The 25,561-nt window shown below is 60.3% G+C and carries 26 protein-coding genes and 2 pseudogenes; 22 read left to right on the plus strand and 6 right to left on the minus strand.

Features of this window, described 5'->3' with window-relative positions:
• The first annotated feature begins 148 nt into the window (after positions 1 to 148).
• Positions 149 to 709: a glycine cleavage system protein R gene (locus AB5975_02700; GenBank protein XDR20873.1), complete on the plus strand. Its 561-nt coding sequence runs from the start codon at positions 149 to 151 to the stop codon at positions 707 to 709.
• Between the two features lie 11 nt (positions 710 to 720).
• A complete protein-coding gene (locus AB5975_02705; GenBank protein ID XDR20874.1) occupies positions 721 to 1,194 on the plus strand; it encodes a peroxiredoxin in 474 nt (157 codons plus the stop codon).
• Positions 1,195 to 1,229: 35 nt separating this feature from the next.
• Here AB5975_02705 and AB5975_02710 read toward each other — a convergent pair whose 3' ends face one another.
• Together AB5975_02710 and AB5975_02715 are read right to left on the minus strand one after the other, a co-directional pair.
• Positions 1,230 to 2,300, minus strand: a complete 1,071-nt coding sequence (locus AB5975_02710) for an AI-2E family transporter (GenBank protein XDR20875.1) — start codon at positions 2,298 to 2,300, stop codon at positions 1,230 to 1,232.
• A gap of 20 nt (positions 2,301 to 2,320) precedes the next feature.
• Complete coding sequence (locus AB5975_02715) at positions 2,321 to 2,560, minus strand: sulfurtransferase TusA family protein (GenBank protein ID XDR20876.1); 240 nt, start codon at positions 2,558 to 2,560, stop codon at positions 2,321 to 2,323.
• A gap of 121 nt (positions 2,561 to 2,681) precedes the next feature.
• On the opposite strand from AB5975_02715, the gene AB5975_02720 reads away from it, so the two are divergent.
• A complete protein-coding gene (locus AB5975_02720) occupies positions 2,682 to 4,118 on the plus strand; it encodes a M48 family metalloprotease (GenBank protein XDR20877.1) in 1,437 nt (478 codons plus the stop codon).
• 30 nt (positions 4,119 to 4,148) lie between these two features.
• Here the strand turns inward: AB5975_02720 and nadA are convergent, their stop codons facing one another.
• Both nadA and AB5975_02730 read right to left on the minus strand, forming a co-directional pair.
• Positions 4,149 to 5,207, minus strand: coding sequence for a quinolinate synthase NadA (nadA, locus tag AB5975_02725; protein XDR20878.1), 1,059 nt, complete (start codon positions 5,205 to 5,207; stop codon positions 4,149 to 4,151).
• A gap of 235 nt (positions 5,208 to 5,442) precedes the next feature.
• The gene (locus AB5975_02730) at positions 5,443 to 6,951 is read right to left on the minus strand and encodes a YdgA family protein (GenBank protein XDR20879.1); all 1,509 of its coding nucleotides are present in this window, start codon (positions 6,949 to 6,951) and stop codon (positions 5,443 to 5,445) included.
• Between the two features lie 444 nt (positions 6,952 to 7,395).
• Between AB5975_02730 and AB5975_02735 the strand changes: the two genes are divergently transcribed.
• From AB5975_02735 to AB5975_02815, 17 genes and pseudogenes are all read left to right on the plus strand, one after another.
• Entirely contained in the window at positions 7,396 to 8,748 is a 1,353-nt protein-coding gene (locus tag AB5975_02735; protein ID XDR20880.1) for an APC family permease, read from the plus strand.
• 66 nt (positions 8,749 to 8,814) lie between these two features.
• Positions 8,815 to 10,882 (plus strand): annotated as a pseudogene (mcpU, locus tag AB5975_02740) (methyl-accepting chemotaxis protein McpU).
• Positions 10,883 to 10,964: 82 nt separating this feature from the next.
• On the plus strand, positions 10,965 to 11,924 hold the full coding sequence (locus AB5975_02745; protein ID XDR20881.1) for a cation diffusion facilitator family transporter: 960 nt from the start codon (positions 10,965 to 10,967) through the stop codon (positions 11,922 to 11,924).
• A gap of 223 nt (positions 11,925 to 12,147) precedes the next feature.
• Positions 12,148 to 13,024, plus strand: a pseudogene (locus tag AB5975_02750) (ParA family protein).
• A gap of 1 nt (position 13,025) precedes the next feature.
• Positions 13,026 to 13,784, plus strand: a complete 759-nt coding sequence (locus tag AB5975_02755; GenBank protein XDR20882.1) for a hypothetical protein — start codon at positions 13,026 to 13,028, stop codon at positions 13,782 to 13,784.
• On the plus strand, positions 13,781 to 14,308 hold the full coding sequence (locus AB5975_02760) for a hypothetical protein (protein ID XDR20883.1): 528 nt from the start codon (positions 13,781 to 13,783) through the stop codon (positions 14,306 to 14,308). The genes AB5975_02755 and AB5975_02760 overlap by 4 nt, the downstream gene beginning before the upstream one ends.
• Positions 14,305 to 14,550, plus strand: a complete 246-nt coding sequence (locus AB5975_02765; protein ID XDR20884.1) for a hypothetical protein — start codon at positions 14,305 to 14,307, stop codon at positions 14,548 to 14,550. Before AB5975_02760 ends, AB5975_02765 begins: the two co-directional genes overlap by 4 nt.
• Positions 14,550 to 15,248, plus strand: coding sequence for a DUF2786 domain-containing protein (locus AB5975_02770; GenBank protein XDR20885.1), 699 nt, complete (start codon positions 14,550 to 14,552; stop codon positions 15,246 to 15,248). The genes AB5975_02765 and AB5975_02770 overlap by 1 nt, the downstream gene beginning before the upstream one ends.
• Positions 15,245 to 16,591: a replicative DNA helicase gene (dnaB, locus tag AB5975_02775; protein ID XDR20886.1), complete on the plus strand. Its 1,347-nt coding sequence runs from the start codon at positions 15,245 to 15,247 to the stop codon at positions 16,589 to 16,591. The genes AB5975_02770 and dnaB overlap by 4 nt, the downstream gene beginning before the upstream one ends.
• A gap of 174 nt (positions 16,592 to 16,765) precedes the next feature.
• Positions 16,766 to 17,293: a hypothetical protein gene (locus AB5975_02780; GenBank protein ID XDR20887.1), complete on the plus strand. Its 528-nt coding sequence runs from the start codon at positions 16,766 to 16,768 to the stop codon at positions 17,291 to 17,293.
• Entirely contained in the window at positions 17,286 to 17,519 is a 234-nt protein-coding gene (locus AB5975_02785) for a hypothetical protein (protein ID XDR20888.1), read from the plus strand. Before AB5975_02780 ends, AB5975_02785 begins: the two co-directional genes overlap by 8 nt.
• Positions 17,519 to 18,523, plus strand: coding sequence for a nucleoid-associated protein YejK (gene yejK, locus AB5975_02790; GenBank protein ID XDR20889.1), 1,005 nt, complete (start codon positions 17,519 to 17,521; stop codon positions 18,521 to 18,523). Before AB5975_02785 ends, yejK begins: the two co-directional genes overlap by 1 nt.
• A gap of 11 nt (positions 18,524 to 18,534) precedes the next feature.
• Positions 18,535 to 18,882: an Arc family DNA-binding protein gene (locus AB5975_02795; protein ID XDR20890.1), complete on the plus strand. Its 348-nt coding sequence runs from the start codon at positions 18,535 to 18,537 to the stop codon at positions 18,880 to 18,882.
• Position 18,883: 1 nt separating this feature from the next.
• A complete protein-coding gene (locus tag AB5975_02800; GenBank protein XDR20891.1) occupies positions 18,884 to 20,596 on the plus strand; it encodes a ParB family protein in 1,713 nt (570 codons plus the stop codon).
• A 32-nt stretch (positions 20,597 to 20,628) separates the two neighbouring features.
• Positions 20,629 to 21,324, plus strand: a complete 696-nt coding sequence (locus tag AB5975_02805) for a DUF2857 domain-containing protein (GenBank protein ID XDR20892.1) — start codon at positions 20,629 to 20,631, stop codon at positions 21,322 to 21,324.
• Positions 21,321 to 22,619 carry an STY4528 family pathogenicity island replication protein gene (locus AB5975_02810; GenBank protein ID XDR20893.1) on the plus strand — a complete coding sequence of 433 codons (1,299 nt, stop codon included), beginning with the start codon at positions 21,321 to 21,323 and terminating at the stop codon, positions 22,617 to 22,619. The genes AB5975_02805 and AB5975_02810 overlap by 4 nt, the downstream gene beginning before the upstream one ends.
• Before the next feature lie 262 nt (positions 22,620 to 22,881).
• A complete protein-coding gene (locus AB5975_02815; protein XDR22902.1) occupies positions 22,882 to 23,331 on the plus strand; it encodes an A24 family peptidase in 450 nt (149 codons plus the stop codon).
• Here AB5975_02815 and AB5975_02820 read toward each other — a convergent pair.
• On the minus strand, positions 23,285 to 23,653 hold the full coding sequence (locus tag AB5975_02820; protein XDR23066.1) for a hypothetical protein: 369 nt from the start codon (positions 23,651 to 23,653) through the stop codon (positions 23,285 to 23,287). The two genes, AB5975_02815 and AB5975_02820, sit on opposite strands and share 47 nt — an antisense overlap.
• Positions 23,608 to 23,967, minus strand: a complete 360-nt coding sequence (locus tag AB5975_02825; GenBank protein ID XDR20894.1) for a hypothetical protein — start codon at positions 23,965 to 23,967, stop codon at positions 23,608 to 23,610. The genes AB5975_02820 and AB5975_02825 overlap by 46 nt, the downstream gene beginning before the upstream one ends.
• A gap of 314 nt (positions 23,968 to 24,281) precedes the next feature.
• Here AB5975_02825 and AB5975_02830 point away from each other — a divergent pair, with 314 nt between their 5' ends.
• Both AB5975_02830 and AB5975_02835 read left to right on the plus strand, forming a co-directional pair.
• A complete protein-coding gene (locus tag AB5975_02830) occupies positions 24,282 to 25,007 on the plus strand; it encodes a PFL_4669 family integrating conjugative element protein (protein XDR20895.1) in 726 nt (241 codons plus the stop codon).
• A 26-nt stretch (positions 25,008 to 25,033) separates the two neighbouring features.
• Entirely contained in the window at positions 25,034 to 25,549 is a 516-nt protein-coding gene (locus AB5975_02835) for a DUF3158 family protein (protein XDR20896.1), read from the plus strand.
• Positions 25,550 to 25,561: the final 12 nt, after the last annotated feature.

The raw sequence follows: 25,561 nt of genomic DNA on the forward strand, positions 1-25,561 counted from the left end.
TGATCCTTTGATCGGTGCAGCGCGGCCCGCCGGGCCGTCGACCTTGCTCCCCGCCAGCGTCCAAGACCTCGCATGCGAGCCCCGGGCACTGCCGACAGGAGGCTTTTGCCCGTCCTGTGCCGACCGCTCATCGCTTTAGGAATGCTGCATGTCCACCCCCACCGTCCGCGAACAATTCCTTGTCATCAGTGCCTTGGGCCCAAACCCCATGGAGCTGGCCAACGTCCTCAGCCGCGCTGCCTTCGAAAACCGCTGCGCGGTGGTCACCTCGCGCCTGAGCCGCCACGGCGAGACCAGCGCCCTGGTGCTGCAGGTGGGCGGCAGCTGGGACGCCCTGGCGCGCCTGGAGTCCACCCTGCCAGGCCTGGGCAAGAAGCACGGCCTGACCCTGGACGTGGTGCGCAGCGCCGACCAGGAAGTGCGCCCACAGGCCCTGCCATACGTGGCCTACGTCAGCGCCGCCTACCGCCCGGACATCATCAATGAGCTGTGCCAGTTCTTCCTCGATCACCGCGTCGAGCTGGAAGCCATGACCTGCGACACCTACCTGGCGCCGCAAACCGGCAGCAGCATGCTCAACGCCCAGTTCACCGTGATTTTGCCGGCCGGCACGCAGATCAGCTGGCTGCGCGACCAGTTCCTGGACTTTGCCGATGCCCTGAACCTCGATGCGTTGATCGAGCCATGGCGTCCACAGAACCCAATGTAAGGAAACCGACCATGGCTGTAGCACTCGACCAACCCGTTGCCGACTTCCAGGCCCAGGCTACCAGCGGGCAAACCGTCAGCCTGGCCGAACTCAAGGGCCAGCAAGTGGTGGTGTACTTCTACCCCAAGGACAGCACCCCAGGCTGCACCACCGAGGGCCAGGGCTTTCGCGACCAGCATGACGCCTTTGCCGCAGCCAATACCGTGGTGTTCGGCGTATCGCGCGATGGCATCAAGTCGCACGAAAACTTCAAAGCCAAGCAAGGCTTCCCCTTCGAGCTGATCAGCGACAAGGACGAGGCCCTGTGCCAGCTGTTCGACGTGATCAAACTGAAGAAGCTGTACGGCAAGGAATACATGGGCGTAGATCGCAGCACCTTCCTGATCGACAAGGACGGTGTGCTGCGCCAGGAATGGCGTGGGGTGAAGGTGCCCGGGCATGTGGATGCCGTGTTGGCCGCTGCCCAAGCCTTGAACAAGGCTTGAAATTGAATGGGGCTGCATTGCAGCCCCATTCACATTCAAAGCATCGGTGACACACTCGGCTCATGTCGCGGCCAGGCATCCAGCACAGCCTTGATCAACGTCGCCAGCGGAATCGCGAAGAAGATCCCCCAGAACCCCCACAACCCGCCAAACAGCAATACCGCGCAAATGATCGCCACCGGGTGCAGGCTCACCGCCTCGGAGAACAGCAGCGGCACCAGCACGTTGCCATCCAGCGCCTGGATGATCGCGTACACCGTCATCAGGTAGATGAACTGGTCGCCCCAACCCCACTGGAACAGCGCGATCAGCGTTACCGGTACGGTCACCACCACCGCCCCCACGTAAGGCACCACCACCGACAGCCCCACCAGCAACGCCAGCAGCGCGGCGTAGTTGAGCCCCAGGCTGATGAAGGCGATATAGGTGGCGATGCCGCAGATCAGGATCTCGATACCCTTGCCGCGAATGTAGTTGGCAATCTGCCGGTTCATCTCGCTGCCCACCCGGTTAAGCAGCGCGCGCTGGCTGGGCAGGTAGCCGCTGACCCAGCGGCCGATCAGTTCGCGATCCTTGAGGAAGAAGAACACCAGGATCGGCACCAGCACCAGGTAGATCATGGCATTGACCAGCAGCGGGAGGCTGGACAGCGAAAAGGTCAGCGCCCATTGGCCAAACTTGCCGATTTCACCGCGTACCGATTCGATGGCATGCAGCACCTGCTCGTCCGACACCAGATGCGGGTAGCGCTCGGGCAACAGCAGCAACAGCGACTGCCACTTGCCGAGCATGCCCGGCAACTCGTTGAACAGGGTGATCAACTGGTGCCACAGCAGCGGCACCAGCACCAGCATGAATACCGCCAGCGCGCCCATGAACAGGGCGAACACCAGCATCACCGCCAGCCGCGTAGGGACTCGCACACGCTCCAGGGCGTTGACAAGCCCTTGCATCAGGAACGCCAGCACCATGCCGGCCAGCACCGGCGCGAGCATACCGCCCAGGGTCAGTACCGCAGTAAAAGCCAGGAACAACAGGACCGCCAGCACCACCGCTTCTTCATCGGAGAAGTAGCGCTGCATCCAGTCGCGAAGCACTTTGAACATTGACGATCCTTGGAAAAGACTCAGGCCTTGCGCAGCCAGTAAGTGTAGGTGCCGGCCTCGGCCGTTTCCTGCAGCAGGGTATGACCGGCCAACTGGGCGAAAGTGCGGAAGTCGCGCTGCGAGCCTGCGTCAGTGGCGATCACCTTGAGTACCGCACCGCTAGCCAGGCGGTTGAGCTCCATCTTTGCCTTCAACAGTGGCAAGGGGCAATTCAGCCCGCTGGCGTCCAGTTCGGCGTCACAGGTCAGGGTGTCACTCATCGCGGGGTCTCCAAAGGCGTTGCCAGACTGCTTGCTGACAGGGCCGGCTAGAATAGCGCCACTGGTCGCCAACGTGTGAGCCCGCTACAGTAGGTATCTTTGACCGACGCGAGCTTCATGCATGAATCTACTGCGCCCTACCCTGCTGACGCTGGCCTGCCTGATGGCCCTTCCCGGCCATGCTGACGACCTGCCATCACTGGGGGATGCCAGTTCCGCGATCGTTTCGCCGCAACAAGAGCACCAACTGGGCCGCGCCTGGCTGAGCCTGCTGCGCGGCCAGGTCAACCAGCTCAACGACCCACAGCTCAAGGACTACGTCGAAACCAGCGTGTACAAGCTGGCCGAGACCAGCCAGCTGCAGGACCGGCGCCTGGAGTTCATCCTCATCGACAGCCGCGAGCTCAACGCCTTCGCCGCGCCGGGTGGAATCGTCGGGGTCAACGGTGGACTGTTCCTCAACGCTCAGACCGAAGGGGAATACGCCTCGGTTCTGGCCCACGAACTGGCGCACTTGTCGCAACGCCACTTCGCCCGCGGCGTCGAAGCCCAGCAACGCATGCAATTGCCGATGATGGCTGCACTGCTGGCCGGCATCGTGCTGGCCGCCGGTGGCGCTGGCGATGCGGGTATCGGCATGATCGCCGGCACCCAGGCAGCGGCCATCCAGGAACAACGGCGCTTTTCGCGGCAGAACGAACAGGAAGCCGACCGCATCGGCATCCAGAACCTGGAAAAGGCCGGCTACGACCCGCGCAACATGCCGACCATGTTCGAGCGCCTGGCACGCCAGTATCGCTATGACGCCAAGCCGCCGGAGTTCTTGCTGACTCACCCGGTGACTGAATCGCGTATCGCCGACACCCGCAACCGCGCCGACCAGGCGCCCAAAGGCGGCATAGAAGACAGCATGCGCTACCAGCTGATTCGTGCTCGGGTGGCGCTGACCTACGAAGGCACCCCAGGGCTTGCCGCCAAGCGCTTTCGCGCCCAGTTGGACGAAGACCCGAAACTGGACGCCGCGCGCTACGGCCTGGCCCTGGCACAGATCAAGGGCGGCCAGCTGAACGAGGCGCGCGAGTTGCTCAAGCCGCTGCTGGCCAAGGCGCCGAACGACATCACCTACAACCTGGCACAGATCGACCTGGACATTACCAACAATCGCCTGGCCGATGCACAACAGCGGGCCGAGCGAATGCAGGGGCTGTACCCGGGCAACTACCCGCTGAAGCAAGTGCGTGCCGACCTGCTGGTAAAGCAAAACAAGCCTGCCGAGGCGGAGAAGGTGTTGAACGAGCTGGTCAAGAGCCGACCGGACGACCCGGATGTGTGGTACGACATGGCCGAAGTACGCGGTTTGTCGGGCAATACCATTGGTTTGCACCGGGCGCGGGCCGAGTACTTCACCTTGGTTGGGGACTTTGACCAGGCGATTCAGCAGCTGGACTACGCCAAGCGCCGGGCGGGCGGCAACTTCCCACTGGCCTCGCAGATCGATCAGCGCCAGCGCGAGATCATGGAGCAGCAGCGCATGGTTCGGGAAATGATGGGGCGCTGAGAATCCGGGGGCGCTTTGCGCCCAGCATTTTCAGGCGTTACCAGACAGCTTCAGGCGTGCCGCCTGGGTAAAGTCCAGCATGCGGTTCAGCGGCTTGATCGCCTTGGGCACCAGCGCAGGGTCGACGAAAATCTCATCGCCGCCCTTGCGCAGGCAGTCCAGCACCCGCTCCAGGGTGTTCATCGCCATCCACGGGCAGTGCGCGCAGCTGCGGCATGCCGCGCCGTTGCCGGCGGTAGGCGCTTCGACGAACTCTTTATCCGGGCACAGCTGCTGCATCTTGTAGAAGATGCCGCGGTCGGTGGCGACGATGAAGGTCTTGTTCGGCAGCGTCTGAGCAGCCTTGATCAGTTGGCTGGTGGACCCGACCGCGTCGGCCAGCTCGATCACCGCTTCCGGCGACTCGGGGTGCACCAGGATCGCAGCATCCGGGTACAGCGCCTTCATGTCGGCCAACTGACGCGACTTGAACTCCTCGTGAACGATGCAGGCACCGTCCCACAGCAGCATGTCGGCACCGGTCTGCTTCTGGATGTAACGGCCCAGATGCTGGTCCGGCCCCCAGATGATGGTTTCGCCGTTGTCCATCAGGCTTTCGACGATTTCCAGCGCACAGCTCGACGTCACCACCCAGTCGGCACGTGCTTTCACCGCAGCGGACGTGTTGGCGTAGACCACCACGGTGCGCTCAGGGTGCTGGTCGCAGAAAGCCGAGAATTCTTCTACCGGGCAGCCCAGGTCGAGCGAGCAGGTGGCCTCCAGGGTCGGCATCAGCACGCGCTTTTCGGGGGTGAGAATTTTCGCCGTCTCGCCCATGAAACGCACACCGGCCACGATCACGGTTTCGGCCGGGTGGTTCTTGCCAAAACGGGCCATTTCCAGCGAGTCGGACACGCAGCCGCCGGTTTCTTCGGCCAGCGCCTGGATAACCGGGTCGCAGTAATAATGGGCAACCAGCACGGCATTCTGGGCTTTGAGCTCGGCAGCGATGGCCGCACGGTATTCGGCCTCCTGCTCGGCTGTCAGCGGATTGGGCTGCTTGGCGTCGAGGTGGGCCTGAACCAACAGGCGTTCGGAAATCTGGGTCATGATCGCTGGACCTGCAGGCGCGCGTGCGCGTCAAATCGAGTGTATCACCCGGCCCTGGCAGATCGGCTAAGGGTGCCGGACGGCACACTGGCCGCCACGGCCCTCTGCGGGCGCGGATTATTATCGGAGGCCGAAGGCTACAGACAATCCAGCGATTTCTAAAGTGGTTTTTGTTTTGCCTGCACAGGCCTCTTCGCGGGCTCGCCCGCGAAGAGGCCTGTGCAGGTTCAATCGATCACTCCTGCGGCGACAATGCCGCCAGGTGTGCGGCCATGAGCATGGCGAATTCTTCCACGGTCATCTTCTTGCCGTTGAAATCGACCATGCCATCGGCATAGTGCAGGCTGCTCACCACATCGTTGCCTTCGACAGTCGCCATGCCGCTCTGCAGCGCCATCATGCCGACCATCTCCCCCGCCTGGCCCGACTGCATGGCAATCGCCTGGGCGTCGGTCTGGCCGTCCAGCAGTGCCTGCAGGGTCGCCAGGTCACCGATCATCGGCTTGGACAGCGACAACTTGCTCTTAACCTCGGTGATCATCTGCTTGCTCAACTGGTCCGGCGGCAGGTCGAAGCTGGCCGGGGCGGTGAAGCCCATCGACAGATTGAAGCGGCTCTCGCCATTGGCCGTTTTGAACGACAGGTTTTCTACCGCGACCTTGGGCTTGGCAGCCAGGAGTTTCTGCAAGTCGCCCTGGAACCTGGCTTTTTCGGCGTCGTCCATCTGGATTTGCGGTACTGGCTGGCCGGCTGCGGAGGCGGCCTCGAATTCCGGCAAGTGTGCCTGGTACCACTTCGACAATGCCTGCAGCGCCGGGGCGTTGACCGAGGAAGCGCTCACCGCCATCTGCGCCTTGCCTACCGCACGGCCATCCCAGGTGATGTCGCCGACCTTGTACTCCACGCGGCCACCCACGGTGTCCGGGCCGTCGAGGCTTTGCACGGCGTTCTGCTCCAGGCCCTTGATCAACAGCACCTGCTGTTTCGGCCCCAGGGTCACCTTGGTTTCGGCCAGCGCCAGGTCGACGTTACCCACGTAGATGGCGTCGTGCTCGGTGGCGGCAAGGTTGCCACCAACCGTCAGGCCGTTGAGTTCGAATGTGGCAGGCGGCTGATCATCGCGCACAAGTTTCATCACGAAACGGTCGGCCTGCCCGTGGAATTTCGAAGCCTTGCCTTCCTTGTCGCCACTGGCTTCAAACTGCATACCCGAGAAATCGAGGCTATTGCCATCTGCTTCGTCGAGCTTGATCGGTGCCAGTCGGACCTGGCTGACCACATTGCCGTCGTATCCCAGGCTCGTCTGTGCACTGACCGGGGCCTGCTCGCCTGCGGCGGCAAACCACGGCGCGGTGGCATCGTCCTTTTGCAAGGTGCTGTTGCTAACTGCCAGTACAGGCATCAGCTTGAGCGCCTTCACCCGCGACCAGGGGAACGGGCCGTGCTCGATCTGATCGGTCACACCTACGTCGAAATTGATCACCTCGCCCTCACCCACATTGATGTCGCGGGCCTTGAGCCGGTATTGGGCGGTACTGCTGAAGAAATGCTGCTCCAGCGACACCCGCTCGATGCTCATGCTGCCGCCGGTGCTGACCAGGGCCTTCTTGAGGTCGGCGTTGCTGCGGGCAAGGGCGTTGTCCAGCTCGGCAGGCAGCTGCTTGCCGGTGTACCAGGCGCCAGCAGTGGTTGCGACGGCAATGGCGATCGCCAGGCCGGAAAGGATGCCAACTGATTTCTTCATGAATAGAACCGATTGCTGTCCGTAAGGGCTTCGATGGCGACCAGAGGCCACGCAGAAAGCGAAGAGTACCACTGCGGTAGAAGTCGAGGGCCGGCCCGGATCGAGAAAAACCATTTCCGGAAGCATCTGACCACTCTGCCAGAAGGGCAACATTCGTTAATTTTTACGAACATTCAAATTGATCAAAACCGCAAAAAACCGCGCAAAAACCGAACAAACACCCTTAAAAATTGATAAATATTTCAATTCAGTAACATCTTGTCATGTTTAACTTGACACCCACCTACCCATCGTTTTTTATTTTCACCACTTTGCGCGCTCTCCCCGCGCCTTCCGCCGCTCCAACATAAAAGGTGAACAATATGGAGCCCACCCGCTCGCCCCTGCCGCATGCGCAATACACCGTGCCCGCCGTTTACGCCCAGCACCAGGAGCCATGCCAGCATGCAGCCTGACCACCGCGCTACCGGCAACGGCCAACTCCGCAAAACCCTGCGCCTCTGGCACGTGATCATCATCGGCCTGGCCTACCTGACCCCGATGACCGTGTTCGACACCTTCGGCATCGTCAGCGGGATTACTGCCGGCCACGTACCCAGCGCCTACATTCTGGCACTGGCCGGGATCCTGTTCACCGCCGTGAGCTACGGTACCCTGGTCAAGCGCTTCCCGCAGTCAGGCTCGGCCTACACCTACACCCAAAAGGCGATCAACCCGCACGTGGGCTTCCTGGTCGGCTGGTCGTCGTTGCTGGACTACCTGCTGTTGCCGATGGTCAACGCGCTGCTGGCCAAACTGTACCTTTCGGCGATGTTCCCGGAAGTGCCGGAGTGGATGTGGGTAGCAGGCTTCGTCACCCTGATCAGCCTGATCAACATGCGCAGCGTCAACCTGGTGGCGCACTTCAACCTGCTGTTCGTGGGCGTGCAGGTGGCGATCATTGCCGTATTCATTTACCTGTGCGTACGCGGCCTGGACCACGGTGAAGGGCTGGGTACCGCCTGGAGCCTGATGCCGTTCGCCGACAGCCAGACCCAATTCAGCGCCCTGGCCGCCGGTGCGACCATCCTGTGCTTCTCGTTCCTGGGCTTTGACGCGGTCACCTGCCTGTCCGAAGAAACCCGCGACCCGGCCAAGACCATCCCCCGTGCGATCTTCCTCACCGCACTGATCGGCGGCGTGGTGTTCATCACCGTTTCTTACTTCATCCAGGCCTACTTCCCGACCATGGCTCGCTTCCACGACCAGGAAGCGGCCCTGCCGGAAATCGCCCTGTACGTCGGCGGCAAGCTGTTCCAGTCGATTTTCATCGCCTGCACCGTGATCAACACCATCGCCTCGGGCCTGGCCTCGCAAACCAGCGTGTCGCGCCTGCTGTACGTGATGGGCCGCGACAACGTCATCCCGGCCAGCGTCTTCGCCCGCCTGCATTCACGCTACAAGACGCCAGTGCTGAACATTGCCGTGGTGGGGATCATTTCCCTGTCGGCGATCTTCTTCGACCTGGTGACCGCCACCTCGATCATCAACTTCGGCGCCCTGGTCGCGTTCAGCTTCGTCAACCTGTCGGTGATCAACCACTGCTACCTGCGCGAAGGCAACCGCAAGGGGCTGGCCAACCAGCTGAAGTACCTGGTGCTGCCCACCATCGGCTTCTGCATCATCGTCTCGCTGTGGCTGGACCTGAATGCGCACTCACTGATGTTTGGCGGCATCTGGGCCGCGCTTGGCCTGATTTACCTTGGCTGGCTGACCAAAGCCTTCCGCGCGGCACCGCCCAACTACATCGCCGAATGAACCATGCTGCTGACAACGCCCGCGCCTGATCGCGGGCGTTGTACTTGATCGAAAAGGAAAGCCCTCATGCCGCTGCGTCGCCTCTCCATCCAATGGAAGATCACCTTGCTTGCCGGCCTGTGTCTGCTGGCCATCGTCGCCTTGCTGGTGGCCACCTCGCTGACCCAGGCGCAACGCAGCGCTGCCTTGGTCAACCAGGCCAACACCGCCATGCTCGACAGCAGCGCCCGCCTGCGCCTGCAGGCCCATGCGCAAACCCAGGCCCTGCGAATACAGCGCTACTTCATGGACGCCTACCAATACGGCAATGGCTTTGCCCGCCTGGTACAGGTACTGAAGGCCCGTGGCGGCAGCGACCTGCGCGCCGAACTGACCCGCCAGGCGCGTGCCAGCCTGGCCGGCAACCCGGATGTGATCGGCCTGTACCTGGTATTCCAGCCCGATGCCCTGGACCAGCAAGACAGCCAGTACCTCGGCCAGGACGCCATGGGCAGCAATGAGCGCGGACGCTTTTCGCTTTACTGGTCGCAACCAACCCCCGGCACCCTGGAACTGGAAGCCATGCCGGAAACGATGCTTGGCGATGCCAGTATCGGCAGCAACGGCGCAGCGAAAAACCGCTGGCTGACCTGCCCGCAGGACACCGGCAGAACCTGCATGCTCGAACCGTACCTCGACGAGGTCAACGGCCGCCAAGTACTGATGACCAGCATCGCCTTGCCGCTGCTGGAGCACGGCAAGGTGGTCGGCGTAGTCGGCCTGGACATCGGCCTGGCCAACCTGCAGCAACTGAGCGTGGACGGCCGCCGCGAGCTGTTCGATGGCCAGGGCCAGGTGAGTATCGCCAGCGCCGCCGGCCTGCTGGCCGGTAACAGCCGCGACGACACGACGCTCGGCAAGCCCATGGACAACACAGTAGCCGACGGCCTGCTGCGCGTGGCCCAGCCTTTCACACCAATCCCTGACGCAGCCCCATGGCAAGTGTTGCTGGAGCTGCCGGAAAGCGTGCTGCAGGCCCCTGCCGCCGCACTCAACCAGCGCCTGGACGCGCACAACCAACGCGCCAACCTCACCAGCCTGCTGATCGGCCTGGGCGCAGCCGTGGTCGGCTTGCTGCTGGTGTGGCTGACCGCACGCGGCGTTACTCGGCCAATCCTGGCCGTGGCCGCACGCCTGGAAGACATCGCCAGCGGCGAAGGCGACCTGACCCGTCGCCTGGACTACGCCCGCCAGGACGAACTGGGCCAGCTCACCGGCTGGTTCAACCGCTTCCTCGACAAGCTGCAGCCAGTCATCGCCCAAGTCAAAGGCTCACTGCAGGAGGCCCGCGGCACCGCCGACCAGTCGGCCGCCATCGCCAGCCAGACCAGCAACGGCATGCAGCAACAGCATCGCGAAATCGAACAGGTGGCCACGGCGGCCAACGAAATGAGCGCCACTGCCCTGGATGTCGCCCATAACGCCTCGCAGGCGGCCCAGGCCGCACGCGCCGCCGACCAGGCCAGCCAGGAAGGCCTGCAACTGATCGGCAGCACGCGTCAAGGCATCGATCGACTGGCCGCCGGCATGAACACAGCCATGGACGAAGCGCGTGCGCTGGAAGGCCGCAGCGGGCAGATCGGCTCGGTGCTGGAGGTGATCCGTACCATTGCCGAGCAGACCAACCTGCTGGCACTGAATGCCGCCATCGAAGCGGCTCGTGCCGGCGAAGCCGGGCGTGGCTTCGCCGTGGTCGCCGACGAGGTGCGCGGCCTGGCTCAACGCACGCAGGTGTCGGTGGAGGAAATTTCGCCAGGTCATCGAAGGCCTGCAGCAAGGCACGCAGGATGTCGTCGGTGCCATGCATGAAGGCCAGCGCCAGGCCCAGGACAGCGCCGCGCGCATGGAGCAGGCGCTGCCGGCACTGCAGCGAATTGGCGAGGCGGTGGCGGTCATCAGCGACATGAACTTGCAAATTGCCTCGGCGGCTGAGGAGCAGAGCGCGGTGGCCGAGGAAGTGAACCGCAACGTGGCCGGCATCCGTGATGTGACAGAATCACTGGCTGGCCAGGCTGACGAATCGGCGCGCATCAGCCAGGCGCTGAACCGGCTTGCCAATCAGCAGCAGGCGCTGATGGAGCAATTTCGCGTCTAGCCTGTAGGGTTTCTTGGCGGGTTTGCCCGCCAGCAAGCCCTTACAGGCGCCACAGCACTATCGTTTTTACTGAGCACAACTCATGCAAACCGCAACCAGATCCACCTTTTTTGACATCACCAGCGAACAGGGCCTGTTACGCACCTCGATTGCCGTCACCCTGTTCATCGCCACCATCGGCATCGCTTTCGGCCTGGCCTCCGGCTCGTTCTCCATCGTGTTCGACGGCGTGTACTCGCTGGTCGACGCCAGCATGAGTGGTCTGTCGCTGGTGGTGGTCAAGCTGATCACCTCGCACACCACCAGCGTGCAAATGTCGCGCAAGCTGCGCGAGCGCTTCACCATGGGCTTCTGGCACCTGGAACCGATGGTGCTGGCACTCAACGGCATCCTGCTCAGCGGCGTAGCCATCTACGCACTGATCAACGCCGTCAGCAGCCTGCTGCAAGGCGGCCGTCACCTGGAGTTCGGCATTGCCATGGTCTACGCGGTGTTGACGGTGATCACCTGCGTGACCATCGCCGTCGTCGAGGCGCGCGCCAACCGCAAGCTGCAATCGGACTTCGTGCGCATGGACGTCAAGGGCTGGGTGATGTCGGCCAGCATCACCGCCGCCCTGCTGATCGCCTTCTGCTTTGGCTACGCGGTGCAGGGCACTTCGCTGGAATGGGTGTCGCCGTACATCGACCCGGCGGTGCTGGCGCTGGTGTGCCTGGTGATCGTACCGCTGCCCTTGTCGGTGGTGCGCCAGGCGCTATCGGAAATTTTTCTGGTCACCCCCGGCGACCTCAAGCTGCATGTAGATGAAGTGGCCAAGGCCTTCGTCGCCCGCCACGGGCTGCAGTCTTACCGCGCCTATGTCGCCAAGGTCGGGCGCTCGCGGGAAATCGAGCTGTATTTCATCGTGCCAAAAGGCATGGCTGCGAAGACCATCGAAGAATGGGATGCGTGGCGCAACGAGATTGGCGATGCGGTAGGTGGCGAAGGGCCTGACCGTTGGATTACGGTGGTGTTTACCGGGGACCCGGAATGGGCTGAGTAAGCCAGCTGAACAAGGCCTGTGAAAACGAAAAAGCCCGCGACCATTACTGGTAGCGGGCTTTGACGTATTGCGTGTGGTGGGTCGTGTAGGATTCGAACCTACGACCAATTGGTTAAAAGACAATTGGGATCTAGGCCGATAATTCCACCTAGGGAGGGGTTTTCAGCACCATTCCGCGCCTAGGCACGCAGCCTCTAATGAAATCCACATTAGAGGCATGGCAATGACACATCCGAAGAAAGCAAAACGAGCAGGTAAGGTTTCAACCAAAGGCGGCACCGGTAAATCCACCGGCTCCACCAATCTGGGGGCATTCACAGCAGACGCTGGGTTGCGCACCCTCCTCATCGATCTGGACCCGTCCAGCCTTCCGCATCCTCCTATTTCCCCCTGGAGTACACTGCCCCGGGCGGCATTTTCGAGCTGCTGTCGTACAACGAGACCGACCCGGCCAAGATCATCTCCCGCACGTCGATCAAGAATCTCGACGTCATCATTTCGAACGATGCCAACAACCAGCTCAACAACCTCATACTGCAGGCGCCTGATGGCAGACTGCGACTAGCCAACCTGATGTCGGCTTTCGATGCCGATTACGATCTCATCCTCTTTGACACCCAGGGCGCCCGCTCTGCGATGCTGGAGATGGTCGTTCTTGCATCTGATATCATCCTCTCCCCCTCCCCCCGAACATGTTGGCCGCGCGCGAATTCAGCCGTGGAACCATCCATATGATGGATGGCCTGCGCAGTTACGCTCGTCTCGGCCTCACCATTCCCCACATCAACATCATCATCAACGGCCTGGATGAAACTGCTGACGCGCGCGAGATCCACCGCACCGTCCGTGAAATCTTCGACGGGAACCCAGACTACACCGTCCTGCAATCGATCATTCCAGATGCCGTCATCTTCAAGAAAGCCGCGAGCCAAGGCGTGCCGGCGCATCGGCTTGAATATCGTCAACCTTCGAACCGTAAGTCGCCGGCGGCGCTGAACATCATCCGCAGCTTGGCGATCGAGGCCTTCCCTGAGTGGACGGACCGCTTCGAGGCAATGACCGAAGAGCGTGTAGCCCAAATCGTCAAAGAAGGGCGCTGAGATGGCCAAGAGACCCATCGTCATCACCGATGCCAGCGACATCACTACCGAACTGGTTCTGCAACTCGGGAGAACGCACTCCGCCAAGGACCTTCGCAGCGTCCAAACCCGGCTCACCTCCATCGCAGGTGATCTGCGCAAGTTCGGGTATCACTGGAATAAAGAGTCTGGGCTACTCGGAAAACTCGGAGAGCACCTGACCGATGCTCAACGGCAGCTTCTGCTCGACGCATCGCGCCTGGTTGAATCCATCGGCAACAACGTTACTCATGCCAAGGAAAAACTTGTTCGGACCGAGAAGGACACGAAACGCCGGCAAGATGCCCGTGATGCACTGGCGAAGCAGCTCGTTGCGCGTACATTCCCCTTGCCCACCGAAACCCATGAAGAACGGCTCGAGACGATCAAGGCTGCACTCATCCTGAATCGTGCACGACAGTTCCATACCTCCTACAACCCATCTGAATTCAACCTCTACGTCAGGAGCGATCTGAAGACGCCTGATCGACTCTACGGGGCCTCACCTGAGCAACACCGGGTCGGGAATATCCAAACACTCCGTTACTTCATGATCAGCGACCTGACCAGCCACCTTGCTTATGACGATGGTTCGTCGGTTGAGGAACGTCTGCGACTCCTGCAGGAGAAAGTGGCCGAAGCTGTTGGCCTGGCTGCCTTGACAGCAGACGAACGCGAGACCCTGCGCCTGTGGAAAGAGGCTCTCTCCCCCGATGGGGCGAAGCAGGAGGGCCAAGCATGAACAACGTCAGCCAACAGCAGCTCGACCTTCTCTGGCACACCTTGGGTCTGTCCGCCGAAAACAGACACCGGCGCACAGTTAGCCGCAATTACTTTCTCACAAGCCCAGGTTGCAGCGATGCACGACAGCTCGACGTGCTCGTCGCAGCAGGGCTCATGTCGTGCGGAAAGCCTCCAGCTTTTTGTCCCCAGGATGAAGTTGTTTATCGCGCTACGAGTCAGGGCCAGCACTTCGCAGAGACCAGCCTCCCTCCGCTACCAAAACTCACTCGGTATGACGAGTTTCTGGATGCAGACAGCGGGCTTGAGTTTCACGAATGGCTCGGGATCGAAAAACCCACGATTGAGCATCGTTGTAAGTCATTCGGCTACAGCGAAGTGGGCAGCCTGATCTCTATAGAGTCCGGCTGTCGCATGAGCTCAAGCCGTGCTACGGGCGAGTGGTGCAAGACCAAGAAAGACGCCAAGGCCAGTTACAAAGCGGCCTTAGCGGCTTCGAAGGCTCATCGCGCGGAGGCTGCATGATGAATCCTGCCTCTATTTCCCAGTTCGCTGGCACGCTTTGCCTGTACCTCATGAACTGCTCTGTGGCACTGGCGACCGCCTATGGCTTGGGTTCGATCTTCAAAGCCCCGCTCGCCGAAATCGCTCTGCAGGGTTCGGTCTACTCGGCCTATGCGCTCGGCACGGTCGGGACGCTGAATCTCCTGGTGCTGATCGCATCAGCTATGCGTGGACAACCTCGCCAACTTGGGGAGGGCTCCTGATGGACAAGCAGAAGATCCTCGACAAAGTCACCAAGCTGATGGCCTTGGCCAACAGCCCAGGGGCAAACACGAACGAGGCAGCAATCGCATTGCGCCAGGCCCGCTCGCTCATGGCCCAGTACAACATCGACGCAGACGAACTGCGGGCCAGCCAAGTTCTTGAAGCAAGTATCCCCACGGGCACACGTCGATCCCCAGCGGATTGGTTGCATGCCCTCGCCGGAACATGTGCAGCCGCATTCGACTGCAGCCACCTCTCTTACTACCACCCATTGAAGGGTTACTGCTTCAAGTTCCTGGGCAAGGGTATCGGTCCGGATCTGGCTGCCTATGCCTACAGCAGCCTCGTCCTGCAGTTACAGAAAGCACGTCGCGAGCATGTCTCGCAGCAGAAACGGTGCCAGCTGAAGACCAAACGACGCCGCGGCCAACTGTTTGCGGAGGGTTGGATTGGAGCAGTGGCCTACAAAGTTCGAGAGTTCGCGGGTGACCTGGCTCCGGAGATCAAGGCTGAGATCACGGCCTACTTGACCGTGCATCACCCTGACTTGAAGCAAAGCGACATCACGCCAAGCGAAGCCAAAGGCCACGATCGTAGCTCTCTGTACGCAGGTATTCGGCAAGGCCGGCATGCTCAGCTCCACCACGGAGTTGGCCGCACCGAACAGCCTGGCATTTCCCACGGGGGTGCCAGATGACCGACCTGAGCTATTCACCTCCTCACTCCATGGAGGCGGAACAGGGCGTCCTGGGCGGGCTGATGCTGGACAACGAAGCCTGGGATCTCGTCGGTGACCTACTGCAGGCAGATGACTTCTTTCGGGGCGAACACAGGCTGATTTTCACCGCTATCCAAGAACTGTCAGAGAAAAACAGCCCTTTCGACGTGGTCACGATTTTCGAGCAGATGGCCGTCCCCGAGGAGGTTGGAGGACTTTCCTACCTGGCAGAGCTGGCCAAGAACACCCCGTCTGTAGCGAATATCCAATCGTATGCGGAGATCGTGCGTAATCGCGCACACCTTCGTCGCATCATGTCCCTGTGTTTCCAGGGGACACGGGATGCAGCTGAACTTGCTGCTGACGCGGCGGAGGTTCAGGACACGCTCGAGCAGAAGCTGTTCGCGCTGGGCGAAGGTCGCGTTGTACGTGAATTCGCCAACATGAACGAGGCACTGCTCTCTGTCGTCGACAAGATCGACGCGAATTTCAACGGTCATGTGACCGTAACGGGGGTGCCAACAGGCATCACCGATCTCGATGAAATGACGCGCGGCCTGCAGCCAGCAGACCTGATCATCGTCGGCGCGCGCCCATCCATGGGCAAGACCTCGTTCTGCTTGAGCATCGTAGATGCCGCGCTGAACAGTAAGCCTGACGAGATCGTGCTGGTTTTCAGCATGGAGATGCCTACCGAGGCCCTCATCTACCGAATGCTGGCAATTTTGGGCCACATCGACCTGAGCAGGCTCCTGTCCGGTCAGTTGCAGGACGAGGACTGGCCCAAACTCTCCGCCGCCGTGCATCGCATGAGCGCATACGGCAACCGTCTGGTCATCGATGACAGTGCAAACCTCACTCCTGCTGCGATGCGCGCCAAGGTTCGACGCGCTAGCCGGCGCTTTGGGAGGCCCTGCTTGATCATGGCGGATTACCTGCAACTCATGCGCTGCCCTGGGCAAGAGAACCGGGCCAATGAGATCAGCGAGATATCTCGTTCCCTCAAGGGAATCGCGAAGGAATTCAACTGCCCCTTCGTAGCTCTTTCTCAGCTCAACCGGGCTCTGGAGCAACGTCAGAACAAACGACCAGTCAACGCCGATCTGCGCGACAGCGGAGCGATCGAGCAAGACGCCGACATCATCCTCTTCGTGTACCGAGACGAGGTGTACAACGAAAACACCGAGTTCAAGGGGATTGCCGAGCTGATTATCGGCAAACAACGCCAAGGGCCTACGGGCTATGTACGCGCAGCCTTTATCGCCAACCAAACTCGCTTCGCAAACCTCACTGCTGACCATTGGCAAGGAGCTGCCGCATGACGCTCACAGAATCCCATCTGATTACGCATGGCTGCCTTAACTGTGGCCGGCACTTCGCGCTTCATCAGGTACGGCAGGTGCATCCTGCTGAGCATACCCCTGAAGGTGAGGCAGAGGTTCTGGTATGCCCGGTCTGCGGCAGCTATGACCCCGTTCCTCTCTCGGAGGTGCCCAATGCAGGCTGAGCAGATCTACCCTTCGATCCCTGCAATCGCAAACACCGACCAATCGGCCTTGGCATTCGCGCACCAGTCTGGCGTAAACGCGGTTTGGCTGGATGCTCTCAGCCAGGTTGTCTCACGGCTCACCCAGTTCGGTGAAACCACGGTGCCTGTTGAGCTGAATGAGGCTCTGCAAGAGCTTGCACAGCTGCAGTACGTCGAGCTGGAAAGCCATGATGCTGGAACGCTGGCAGCGACCCTCCTTGGCCAACCAGCCCTGCTGACCAATTACTTCTGGTCAGTATGGGTACCAAGGCACCTCCTGAGCTGCGGTCTGAAGGTTGCAGTAACCCCCCATCTGACCAGCTCCGTGGACGAGGCTCATCACTGCACCGTGGTCTTCCGGATTCCTGGATCGCGCGAGACTGCACGTGAGTTCCTCACCGACCTGGCCACCCAATATCCGGGCTGCACCCCGGAAATCGTGGCCATCCAAGCGGGTGATGCACTTTGCCCGAAGGAGGCCGGATCCAATGCGTAACCTTCTTCGCGGCGCCCACGACAGTGTCCGCCGGCTTGCTGAGTTTGCCCTCTCCGAGGGCTGGACTCTCTCCAGGTCCAATAGCGGCCACCTGAAGTTCAGCAAGTCCGGCTTCGCACCGATTTTCACTTCCTGCACACCTAGCGACCACCGTTCCGAGCGCAACACCCGGGCGTTGCTTCGACGTGCGGAAGTCCAAAACAGCTCCTCGCGGGGGATTCAATAATGCCGATCCGACACGTAATTATTCACCAGCTCGACAAGCAGCCCGACGGCAGCCCCGCCGTCCTTCATGCCCGTGACACTGAGCTCCCACCGTCCGATGCTATCGTGAGTCTCCAGGGCGACCTGAACGACAGCTACAACGCCAAGCAAGGCAAAGCGTGGGGCTTCTTCCATGGGGAGTCGGGTGCGTACCCATTCAGCGGTTGGCTGAAACAGTACCTGGAGGAGCAGCAAGACTTCACCAGCTTCAGCCGTGTGTCTGTCGAACACCTGCAGAAACTGCTTGAAGAGGTCAACCTGTCCACCGGTGGCCACGTGTTCTTCAGCCATTACCAACAAGGCTTGACTGAGTACTTGATGATCGCTGTCCTCCAGCAGGTCGAAACCGTCAGCCTGGACGGTGATCTTAATGTTGTAGCCTCTCGCTACCTGGACACCAGCAACTTCTCCTGCGCGGCCCGGATCAACCTGAGCGAGTGGCGCAACAACCCTAACTCGAAGCAGTACATTTCCTTCGTTAAAGGCAAAAACGGCAGGAAGAGTTCGGACTACTTCCGCGACTTCATCGGGTGCCAAGAAGGCGTCGACGGGCCAGGTGAAACCCGCACGCTTCTCAAGGCATTCACCGACTACGTCGAGAAAGAGGATCTCCCAGAAGAAAGCGCCCGGGAGAAAACCCACGCGCTGCTCGACTATGCCACCACCCAAACGAAGCTGGGGCAGCCCCTCTCTCTTCAAGAGCTGTCCCAGACTCTCGATGAAGACCGCCCTCAGGCGTTTTACGACCACATCCGCAATAGCGACTACGGCCTATCCCCTGAGATCCCGGCCGATAAGCGCACACTCAACCAGTTCCGCCGTTTCACCGGCCGCGCCGAAGGTCTGTCGATCAGCTTTGAGGCGCACCTGCTCGGTTCCAACGTCACCTACGACGCCGACACCGGCTCGCTGACGATCAAGAACCTGCCCACTCAGCTCACCGACCAACTCAAACGCCGCCAGTAAGGAGAACCACCATGAACGCAACCAATTCCCGTACCGCTGACAAGTTCGTGGTTCGCCTGCCGAATGGCATGCGTGAACAAGTGGCAGAAGTCGCCCGCAAGAACCATCGTTCCATGAACAGCGAAATCATCGATCGCCTCGAGCAATCGCTACTCAACGGTCAATTTGAGCCGGCGCAGAAAGCCCAGGGCGACGGCGCCAACGCAGAGGAGTTGAGATCCGAGCTGACCCGCGCATACCGGATCATCGATCGCCTGTTGCAAAATGCTGTTCCAACTCAAGACGACATTCAGGAAGTGCTGCACCTGGTTCGCCACTCTCCTCTGGCTCACCCGCACGTTGCTGCGGTAGGAGCTTGAGATGGCCGCTACAGACCTCAAAGCCAAGCTTCTCGCTCCAGGCTTCACCCCTACAGGCACCACCGCGGCCATGAGTGACCCTATCGCGGACACCCCATTGGTGCTGACTGTCGAGCAGGTCCTCCCTTGGGAGGATAACCCTCGTACCACTCGCAACCCACGATACGATGAACTCAAGGAGTCGATCCGCCACCGTGGCCTCGACACCCCTCCGCCTGTAACACGCAGACCTGGAGAGGAAAAATACCGGATCCGCAACGGTGGGAACACGCGAATCACAATTCTGAAGGAGCTGTTCCAGGAAACTGGCGACGAAAGGTTTCAGAGGATTAATGTTCTGTTCCGCCCATGGGATCAGATCCGAGGCGAGATCGTGATGCTCACCGGTCACCTGGCCGAGGATCTCAAAGGTGAGCTCAAATTCATCGAGAGAGCTGTCGCGGTGGGTCGAGCGAAGGCGCTTTATGAGGAGGAAAGCGGCGAGACCATTTCCCAGCGCGAGCTCGCTCGACGCCTATCTAAAGATGGGTACCCTATTTCTCAGTCCCATATCAGCAGGATGCTGGATACCCTGCAATTTTTGCTGCCTGCAGTGCCTGGTTTGCTCTACTCCGGTCTCGGTATCGACCGGATCACGAAAATAATCGCGCTGAGAAAATCTGCATTGGCTTGCTGGGACAAGCATTACAGCAATGAAGGCGTTGACTTCGAAATGCTGTTCCAGGACGTCCTTGCCCAGTTCGAGGGAGAAGCGGAAGAATTCCTGTTCCAGCGCTTCCAGGACGAGCTCATCGGCACGATGAAAAAATCGCTGCAGCTCGGCTACGAGGACATTCTGCTGGAGATTACCCAGCAGCAGGATAAGCTCCGTCGCTCAACGCCAGTGGTAGAAGTGCCGAGTACCGGCAAGTCCAGTAATCATCCCGCCAGTCTTTTGGGTACTGGTACAGCTTCACCGGTACCGGTACCGGCATCGCAACAGCTACCTGAAGCTACTGGGAGTTCGCCGAAGCCTTCTCAGCCTCCCCACCAGCCAGCTGCTCCAATGCCGGGAGCTTCGCTCACACCAGAGCAAGAGCAGGAACGGATTGCAGGGCATATCGCGTCCCCAACGAACCTCAGCCAGCGGGTGATCGAGACAAAAGCGAAGGTTGCCGCCCTCAGCGGGGAAACGCTGCCCGATTTCAACTCGAACTGCCTGGTCGCCATCCCCGTGCAAGCCGGCGGACTGCACCCCATTACCGACCTCTGGTACATCGAGCGTCAGATTGACCAACCTGGCGAGTTGCGCAACCAGGTAGCCCAACTGGCCGTGGAGATCCTCGAATCTGTCAACGGCCCTGGCGATATCCAGGTAATCGATGGAGGGATCGGGTTCAAGTACAAACAGCCGGAGACCGAAGTTGAAGTCACTGCAACAGCTCAACATACGCTGACACTGCTTCAGTCATTGAGCGGTGCGATGGCTATCGCACTCAAGATGCTGAACGAGCAACCAAACCCTGCCAGTGCATTGGGCGAATTTGAGTTTGCTGCCGGCCTGGGCCAACTGCTGCTGGGCCAACCTCTGGGTGCTGAGCAGGCACCAGGTGACGAAGGTCGTTTGAGTGACGGTGCGCTGGTCAAGTTATTCCGCATCATTCGGCTGGCTCGACGCCTGATCGACTTGGAAATCGAAGAGTTCAAACGGTCCTCGCCAGTCCAGGACAACTGAACACTCGATGAGATGAATGGGAGGGAGTCTCAATGTCCAAGTCAACACTTAACGAAGCGGTTCTCTCACAGCTGCTTGACCTCATGCGTAACGGTCAACTTCAGCGCTGTGTAGAGATGGGAGTTGAACCAGAGGTGCTGGGCCAGATCCAGCACCCAACAGTCCTCAGTTTGCTCCGCAATACCCCTGTTTCATGGGTCAACGTGTCAATCAACAGCTCAATGATCCTCAAGCTGCTGACCGGCGCCGCGCGTACAGAAGAGGAAACTCGGCTTATCGAGCGCGCGATCCGGCTGGGGGCCACGACCAGCTTGCTCGGCAAGTTCTTCGGGCTCACACCTCAAGAGATAGCCTTGCAGCGTACCGTCATTGGGGTGCGTGCCCCACGCGGTCGATGGCCAGAGCTCTCTGAAGATCAGGATCACCATATTTGGCATCGCTGGACCAAGTTGATGGATGAGCACCGCGTCGAGCTCGAGGACAGCTTGGCCATGCTCGACGTGGCCATGCTGGTTGCCGAGGAGCTGAGCACGGACGGTCTCACGCTTGCGCAGATCTGGTCACGGATCACTCAGTGGGTCGAACAAGGCTTGTATCCAGGCAGCACTGAACGCTCCCGAGTCACTGAGCGACGACAGCTCACCCTTTTGGATGAGGGCGGCCTACGTCATGTCGATGAAAGCGGCACCGCCTCTATCCATCCTGGAGAAGGCGATCAGAGAAGATGAAGCTCACACGGTTCCCGATTTCCACGCTCCTAGATTCGGCCTCGGGGCAACTCGAGGCCCATGTGCAGAAGAAGAGAGCTGAGGACACCGCCCCTACTGCAGCGCCTGCTACACCCTACTCCGGGATAATTTTCAGCGGAAATCCGCATGAAACGGTCCCGCGTAAACTCCTACTCGACAATCGGTTGACCCCCTTGGAACGCAATTGCTGGCAAGTCTTTCGACTGCTGGTCAATGAAGATGGAATCACGGCTTTCCCCACCTATGACCAACTGCGGCCCTACCTCGGCATGAATCCAGGTAAACACGCCTCTAGAGAAACCGTGGCAAAAGCCTTGACGGTGCTCCGTCTGACCCGCTGGTTAAGCCTGGGCCGGACGGTGCGGAATGAGATCAACGGCCAGGTTCAGGGGAACGTCTACCTCCTACACGACGAGCCTGTCACGCCGGCGGAGGCCCTGGAGTTCGACAAGGACTATATGACCTTGCTGATGCAATCCATGGAGCATCAGAACAAAGCGATCAAGGACATCGCGGCAATTACCTGGAGAGAATTCACCAGCGATCCAGACGTTGGGCGACGACTTCCCTCGCGCATTGACACGATTAGCGATCGACTGAACGCCCAGACCTGGGCAGTTGAAACCAAACAAAATGCACTGCCTGCGCCTGAGTTCGGAATCCGAACTCAGCAAGACTTAGCCGTGGATGGACTGAGTTCGGAATCCGAACTCAGTACGAACTCAGCGAAACAGGGGGCCCTCCCCCTCAGTTCGGATTCCGAACTCAGCCTGAAACCACTGAGTTCACCCTCAGTTCGGATTCCGAACTCAGCTAGTACGTATACAAATACAGACAAGTCTGTATCTAAAAGCTCTGTACAACCGCGCGAGAGTGCAGGTGTGAACTGGTTACTTGCCCTAGATCTCCTCAAGCCAGAGGACCGTGTGAAGGCACGTGAGATCATGGGGCCGGTACCGGAGAATCTCCGAGAGGCGGTGATCAACCAGTGGAAGCATCGCTGTACTAGCGGGAGTGTCGCCAAGCCCCTCGCGTACCTGACGAGCCTTGCAGGCAAGGCCATACGGGGTGACTTCAACGCAGAGTGGAGCCCTACAGCGCCTGCTGCAACTCCGACGTCATCGCCAGCGGCCAGCGTGGTAGCACGGCCCACTCAGCCCGCCGTTCCCAAGCCGGCACCGACAGCGACTGCGATGCAGACAGCAAATTCCGCGCTGACCTCGCTGCAGGCCCTGCTTGACCCTCGACGCCGCGTGGAGCCCACCGATGAGTGATTGGATGGGTTCTACGATCACCCTGGGATTTGCCTCTGTTGTGATTGGTATGCTGGCGGGCCGCGTTTGTACCTGGGGCGCTTGCTGCCTACCTGCACTCCTCAAGCGCCAATGGCAGCGGGATGCACGGGAACTGCTGGGGCTGGATTCAGAGAAACATTCCGACCTTCAACCGGCCAGAACCCCTTCGCGAGTAATCTGGACCGCGCAGATTAGCTGCGCTGCGTTGTCACTCGTGGTGACAATGCATTTTGGGCCAACTATGCAGGCCTTCTGTGCCCTGCTGTTTACCTGGATGCTTCTGGCTTTGAGCTTGATCGACAGTGAGCACCACCTACTGCCGGATTCGCTGGTAATACCAGGACTCTGGGCCGGCTTAGTCCTCAACTCCTTCGGACTGTTCACGGTACTGCAGGACGCTCTTTGGGGGTGTGTCGTTGGCTTTGGCTTCTTCTGGTCTGTGAGTCAACTAACCGGACTAATCACTGGCCGAGAAAGCATCGGTAGAGGCGACATTAAGCTGTTGGCATTGATGGGTGCGTGGGGTGGCCTACAGGTACTTGGCTGGACTGTAGTTTGCTCTCTGCTAGGTGCAGGTCTAGCCGCAATGCTTCTCATACTCCTGGGAAAGCGATCTACCGACGCAAGAATTCCATTTGGTCCGTTCATCTCCGCCGCAGGCTGGAGCGCATTTGTGATTCTAACTCATTGATTAATAACCCATGGACCATTAGTCGAGTGATGCGGCCCGCATCATTCACCGGCATCGACACCGGCGCGAGCCAGGTCGAGTGGTTCCACCGGAATCCCCTGATAGTGAGGCCCGCATCATTCACTGGCACCGACACCGGCGCGAGCCAGGTCGAGTGGTTCCACTGGAACCACCTGACAGTGATGCGGCCCGCATCATTCACCGGCACCGGCACCGCCGTGAGCCAGGTCGAGTGATTCCACTGGAATCGCCTGATAGTGATGCGGCCCGCATCACTCACCTGATTCGACACCGGCGCCGAGGCCGGGTCGAGTGGTTCCACCAGAATCCCCTGATAGTGATGCGGCCCGCATCATTCACTGGCACCGGCACCGGCGCGAGCCGGGTCGAGTGGTTCCACCAGAATCCCCTGATAGTGATGCGGCCCGCATCATTCACTGGCACCGGCACCGGCGCGAGCCAGGTCGAGTGGTTCCACTGGAACCACCTGACAGTGATGCGGCCCGCATCATTCACCGGCACCGACACCGGCGCGAGCCAGGTCGAGTGATTCCACTGGAATCGCCTGATAGTGATGCGGCCCGCATCACTCACCTGATTCGACACCGGCGCCGAGGCCGGGTCGAGTGGTTCCACCAGAATCCCCTGATAGTGATGCGGCCCGCATCATTCACTGGCACCGGCACCGGCGCGAGCCAGGTCGAGTGGTTCCACTGGAACCACCTGACAGTGATGCGGCCCGCATCATTCACCGGCACCGGCACCGCCGTGAGCCCGATCGAGTGTTGTCACCGGCACCACCTGGGAGTGTTGCGGCCCGCAACACCAGGATGGTGTGCGCCGACTATGACAAATCCAGCACCCCGGGTTCTTCATTTATTACTGCGCGCCCAACAGCCTAAAAGCAGCATGGACATCGTTCACCCACCTTATATAAGGAAACCATGTCCATGGCTGACAACTATCAGCTCAACATCGGCTCCCTCAGGAGCCAGGTCCAGCTGACTCTCCACACCCACCATGCTGCCCGAATCTGGCTGGGCCGCCAGAAGACCGATGACAAACACAGCATCCTCGGGCTGGCGGGCTTCTGCCTCAAGATCAACCAGATCGACCGTGGAGCGGCCCAGGACGACCCATACTCGGACTGGTGGATGATCAGGATCGAAGAGAAGATTCAGGAAGTGGACGATGCCCTGAAGGCCATCGACAGCCGCCTGGATGAAGTGATGGCCCAGTTGCCCAAGGCGCTCGAAATCGGTGAGAACCTCTCCATTCAACCGCTGAAGCTGCCACTCTTCATTTCCAACCCGCTGGGCTTCAAGGGCGTCCATCTACTGACTCAATACGACGAAGTCGTCCGCCGCATCCTGCTGGCTCAGCACGTCGCCATGATCGGCCGCCGCGATGGCGAGATCTGGATAGACGAGGGTGCTCACCTGCTGCGCAGTCTTTTTGGACTGGCCCAGCTCCATCGATTCTCCGGTGCATCGCGTGACGACTTCGCCGCCAACAATGCACGGGCTGAAAACGCGCGCGAGATGTACAAGCGCTACGGCGACATCCCCCAGGACATCCTGGAAGGCACCCGCAGGTCGAACTTTGCCCCGCCCATCCGCCGTGGTTCCGCAGACCCGGTCGAGGATCTGGATGACGATCTCGAAGGCGAGGCCTGATCCTGATGCGTTTGGACCCCCAACCCATGGAGGCCCTGCAACAGGGTGCCTTCAAACCGCTGCAACAGGGTGCCTATCAGGCGCTGCAACAGAGTGCCTCACTAAAAGGCCTTTTAAAGCCCTTTAAAGGTAAGGGGGAGCTGATCCAGTTGGCGGAGCATTGCGCATCGCTGGAGGCAGGGTTGCGCGCCATTACCCAGGAAGTGCTGGCCCAGGTCCGTCAACATCCATTCGCCCTGCTGCCCGTCAGGCTCATCGAGCAAAACACAGCGGCTGGCACAACCTTTCTTCGCTGGCAAAGCGTGCAAGGTCGGCGCATGGGTGTCGGCGTATGGGCCCAGATGATCCACGCCCCCAAAACACCAACCCACTTGCTGCAGGACCTGTTTGCCCTGGAGCAACACCGAATCACCCTGAACATGCAGATCAGCCTCATCCACTCAATCGGCAAACAGGCCGCCGAGTGCGCAGAAAAAATGGGGCAGGCCGAGGCCGAATATCAGGCTCGACTGCAGCAGGTCATGAACCCACCTCAACACTGAACGGAGATACAC

The sequence above is a fragment of the Pseudomonas putida genome (assembly GCA_041071465.1).
Taxonomy (GTDB): domain Bacteria; phylum Pseudomonadota; class Gammaproteobacteria; order Pseudomonadales; family Pseudomonadaceae; genus Aquipseudomonas; species Aquipseudomonas putida_P.

Bases quoted from the DNA above. Each gene is read 5' to 3' on its own strand.
- AB5975_02720 (XDR20877.1), top strand. From the start codon at position 2,682: ATGAATCTACTGCGCCCTACCCTGCTGACGCTGGCCTGCCTGATGGCC.
- AB5975_02745 (XDR20881.1), top strand. From the start codon at position 10,965: ATGCAAACCGCAACCAGATCCACCTTTTTTGACATCACCAGCGAACAG.
- AB5975_02755 (XDR20882.1), top strand. From the start codon at position 13,026: ATGGCCAAGAGACCCATCGTCATCACCGATGCCAGCGACATCACTACC.
- AB5975_02700 (XDR20873.1), top strand. From the start codon at position 149: ATGTCCACCCCCACCGTCCGCGAACAATTCCTTGTCATCAGTGCCTTG.
- AB5975_02730 (XDR20879.1), bottom strand. From the start codon at position 6,951: ATGAAGAAATCAGTTGGCATCCTTTCCGGCCTGGCGATCGCCATTGCC.
- AB5975_02835 (XDR20896.1), top strand. From the start codon at position 25,034: ATGGAGGCCCTGCAACAGGGTGCCTTCAAACCGCTGCAACAGGGTGCC.
- AB5975_02710 (XDR20875.1), bottom strand. From the start codon at position 2,300: ATGTTCAAAGTGCTTCGCGACTGGATGCAGCGCTACTTCTCCGATGAA.
- AB5975_02795 (XDR20890.1), top strand. From the start codon at position 18,535: ATGAACGCAACCAATTCCCGTACCGCTGACAAGTTCGTGGTTCGCCTG.
- AB5975_02770 (XDR20885.1), top strand. From the start codon at position 14,550: ATGGACAAGCAGAAGATCCTCGACAAAGTCACCAAGCTGATGGCCTTG.
- AB5975_02785 (XDR20888.1), top strand. From the start codon at position 17,286: ATGCGTAACCTTCTTCGCGGCGCCCACGACAGTGTCCGCCGGCTTGCT.
- AB5975_02735 (XDR20880.1), top strand. From the start codon at position 7,396: ATGCAGCCTGACCACCGCGCTACCGGCAACGGCCAACTCCGCAAAACC.
- dnaB (XDR20886.1), top strand. From the start codon at position 15,245: ATGACCGACCTGAGCTATTCACCTCCTCACTCCATGGAGGCGGAACAG.
- AB5975_02780 (XDR20887.1), top strand. From the start codon at position 16,766: ATGCAGGCTGAGCAGATCTACCCTTCGATCCCTGCAATCGCAAACACC.
- AB5975_02815 (XDR22902.1), top strand. From the start codon at position 22,882: ATGCAGGCCTTCTGTGCCCTGCTGTTTACCTGGATGCTTCTGGCTTTG.
- AB5975_02760 (XDR20883.1), top strand. From the start codon at position 13,781: ATGAACAACGTCAGCCAACAGCAGCTCGACCTTCTCTGGCACACCTTG.
- AB5975_02765 (XDR20884.1), top strand. From the start codon at position 14,305: ATGATGAATCCTGCCTCTATTTCCCAGTTCGCTGGCACGCTTTGCCTG.
- AB5975_02805 (XDR20892.1), top strand. From the start codon at position 20,629: ATGTCCAAGTCAACACTTAACGAAGCGGTTCTCTCACAGCTGCTTGAC.
- nadA (XDR20878.1), bottom strand. From the start codon at position 5,207: ATGACCCAGATTTCCGAACGCCTGTTGGTTCAGGCCCACCTCGACGCC.
- AB5975_02800 (XDR20891.1), top strand. From the start codon at position 18,884: ATGGCCGCTACAGACCTCAAAGCCAAGCTTCTCGCTCCAGGCTTCACC.
- AB5975_02810 (XDR20893.1), top strand. From the start codon at position 21,321: ATGAAGCTCACACGGTTCCCGATTTCCACGCTCCTAGATTCGGCCTCG.
- AB5975_02715 (XDR20876.1), bottom strand. From the start codon at position 2,560: ATGAGTGACACCCTGACCTGTGACGCCGAACTGGACGCCAGCGGGCTG.
- AB5975_02830 (XDR20895.1), top strand. From the start codon at position 24,282: ATGGCTGACAACTATCAGCTCAACATCGGCTCCCTCAGGAGCCAGGTC.
- yejK (XDR20889.1), top strand. From the start codon at position 17,519: ATGCCGATCCGACACGTAATTATTCACCAGCTCGACAAGCAGCCCGAC.
- AB5975_02705 (XDR20874.1), top strand. From the start codon at position 721: ATGGCTGTAGCACTCGACCAACCCGTTGCCGACTTCCAGGCCCAGGCT.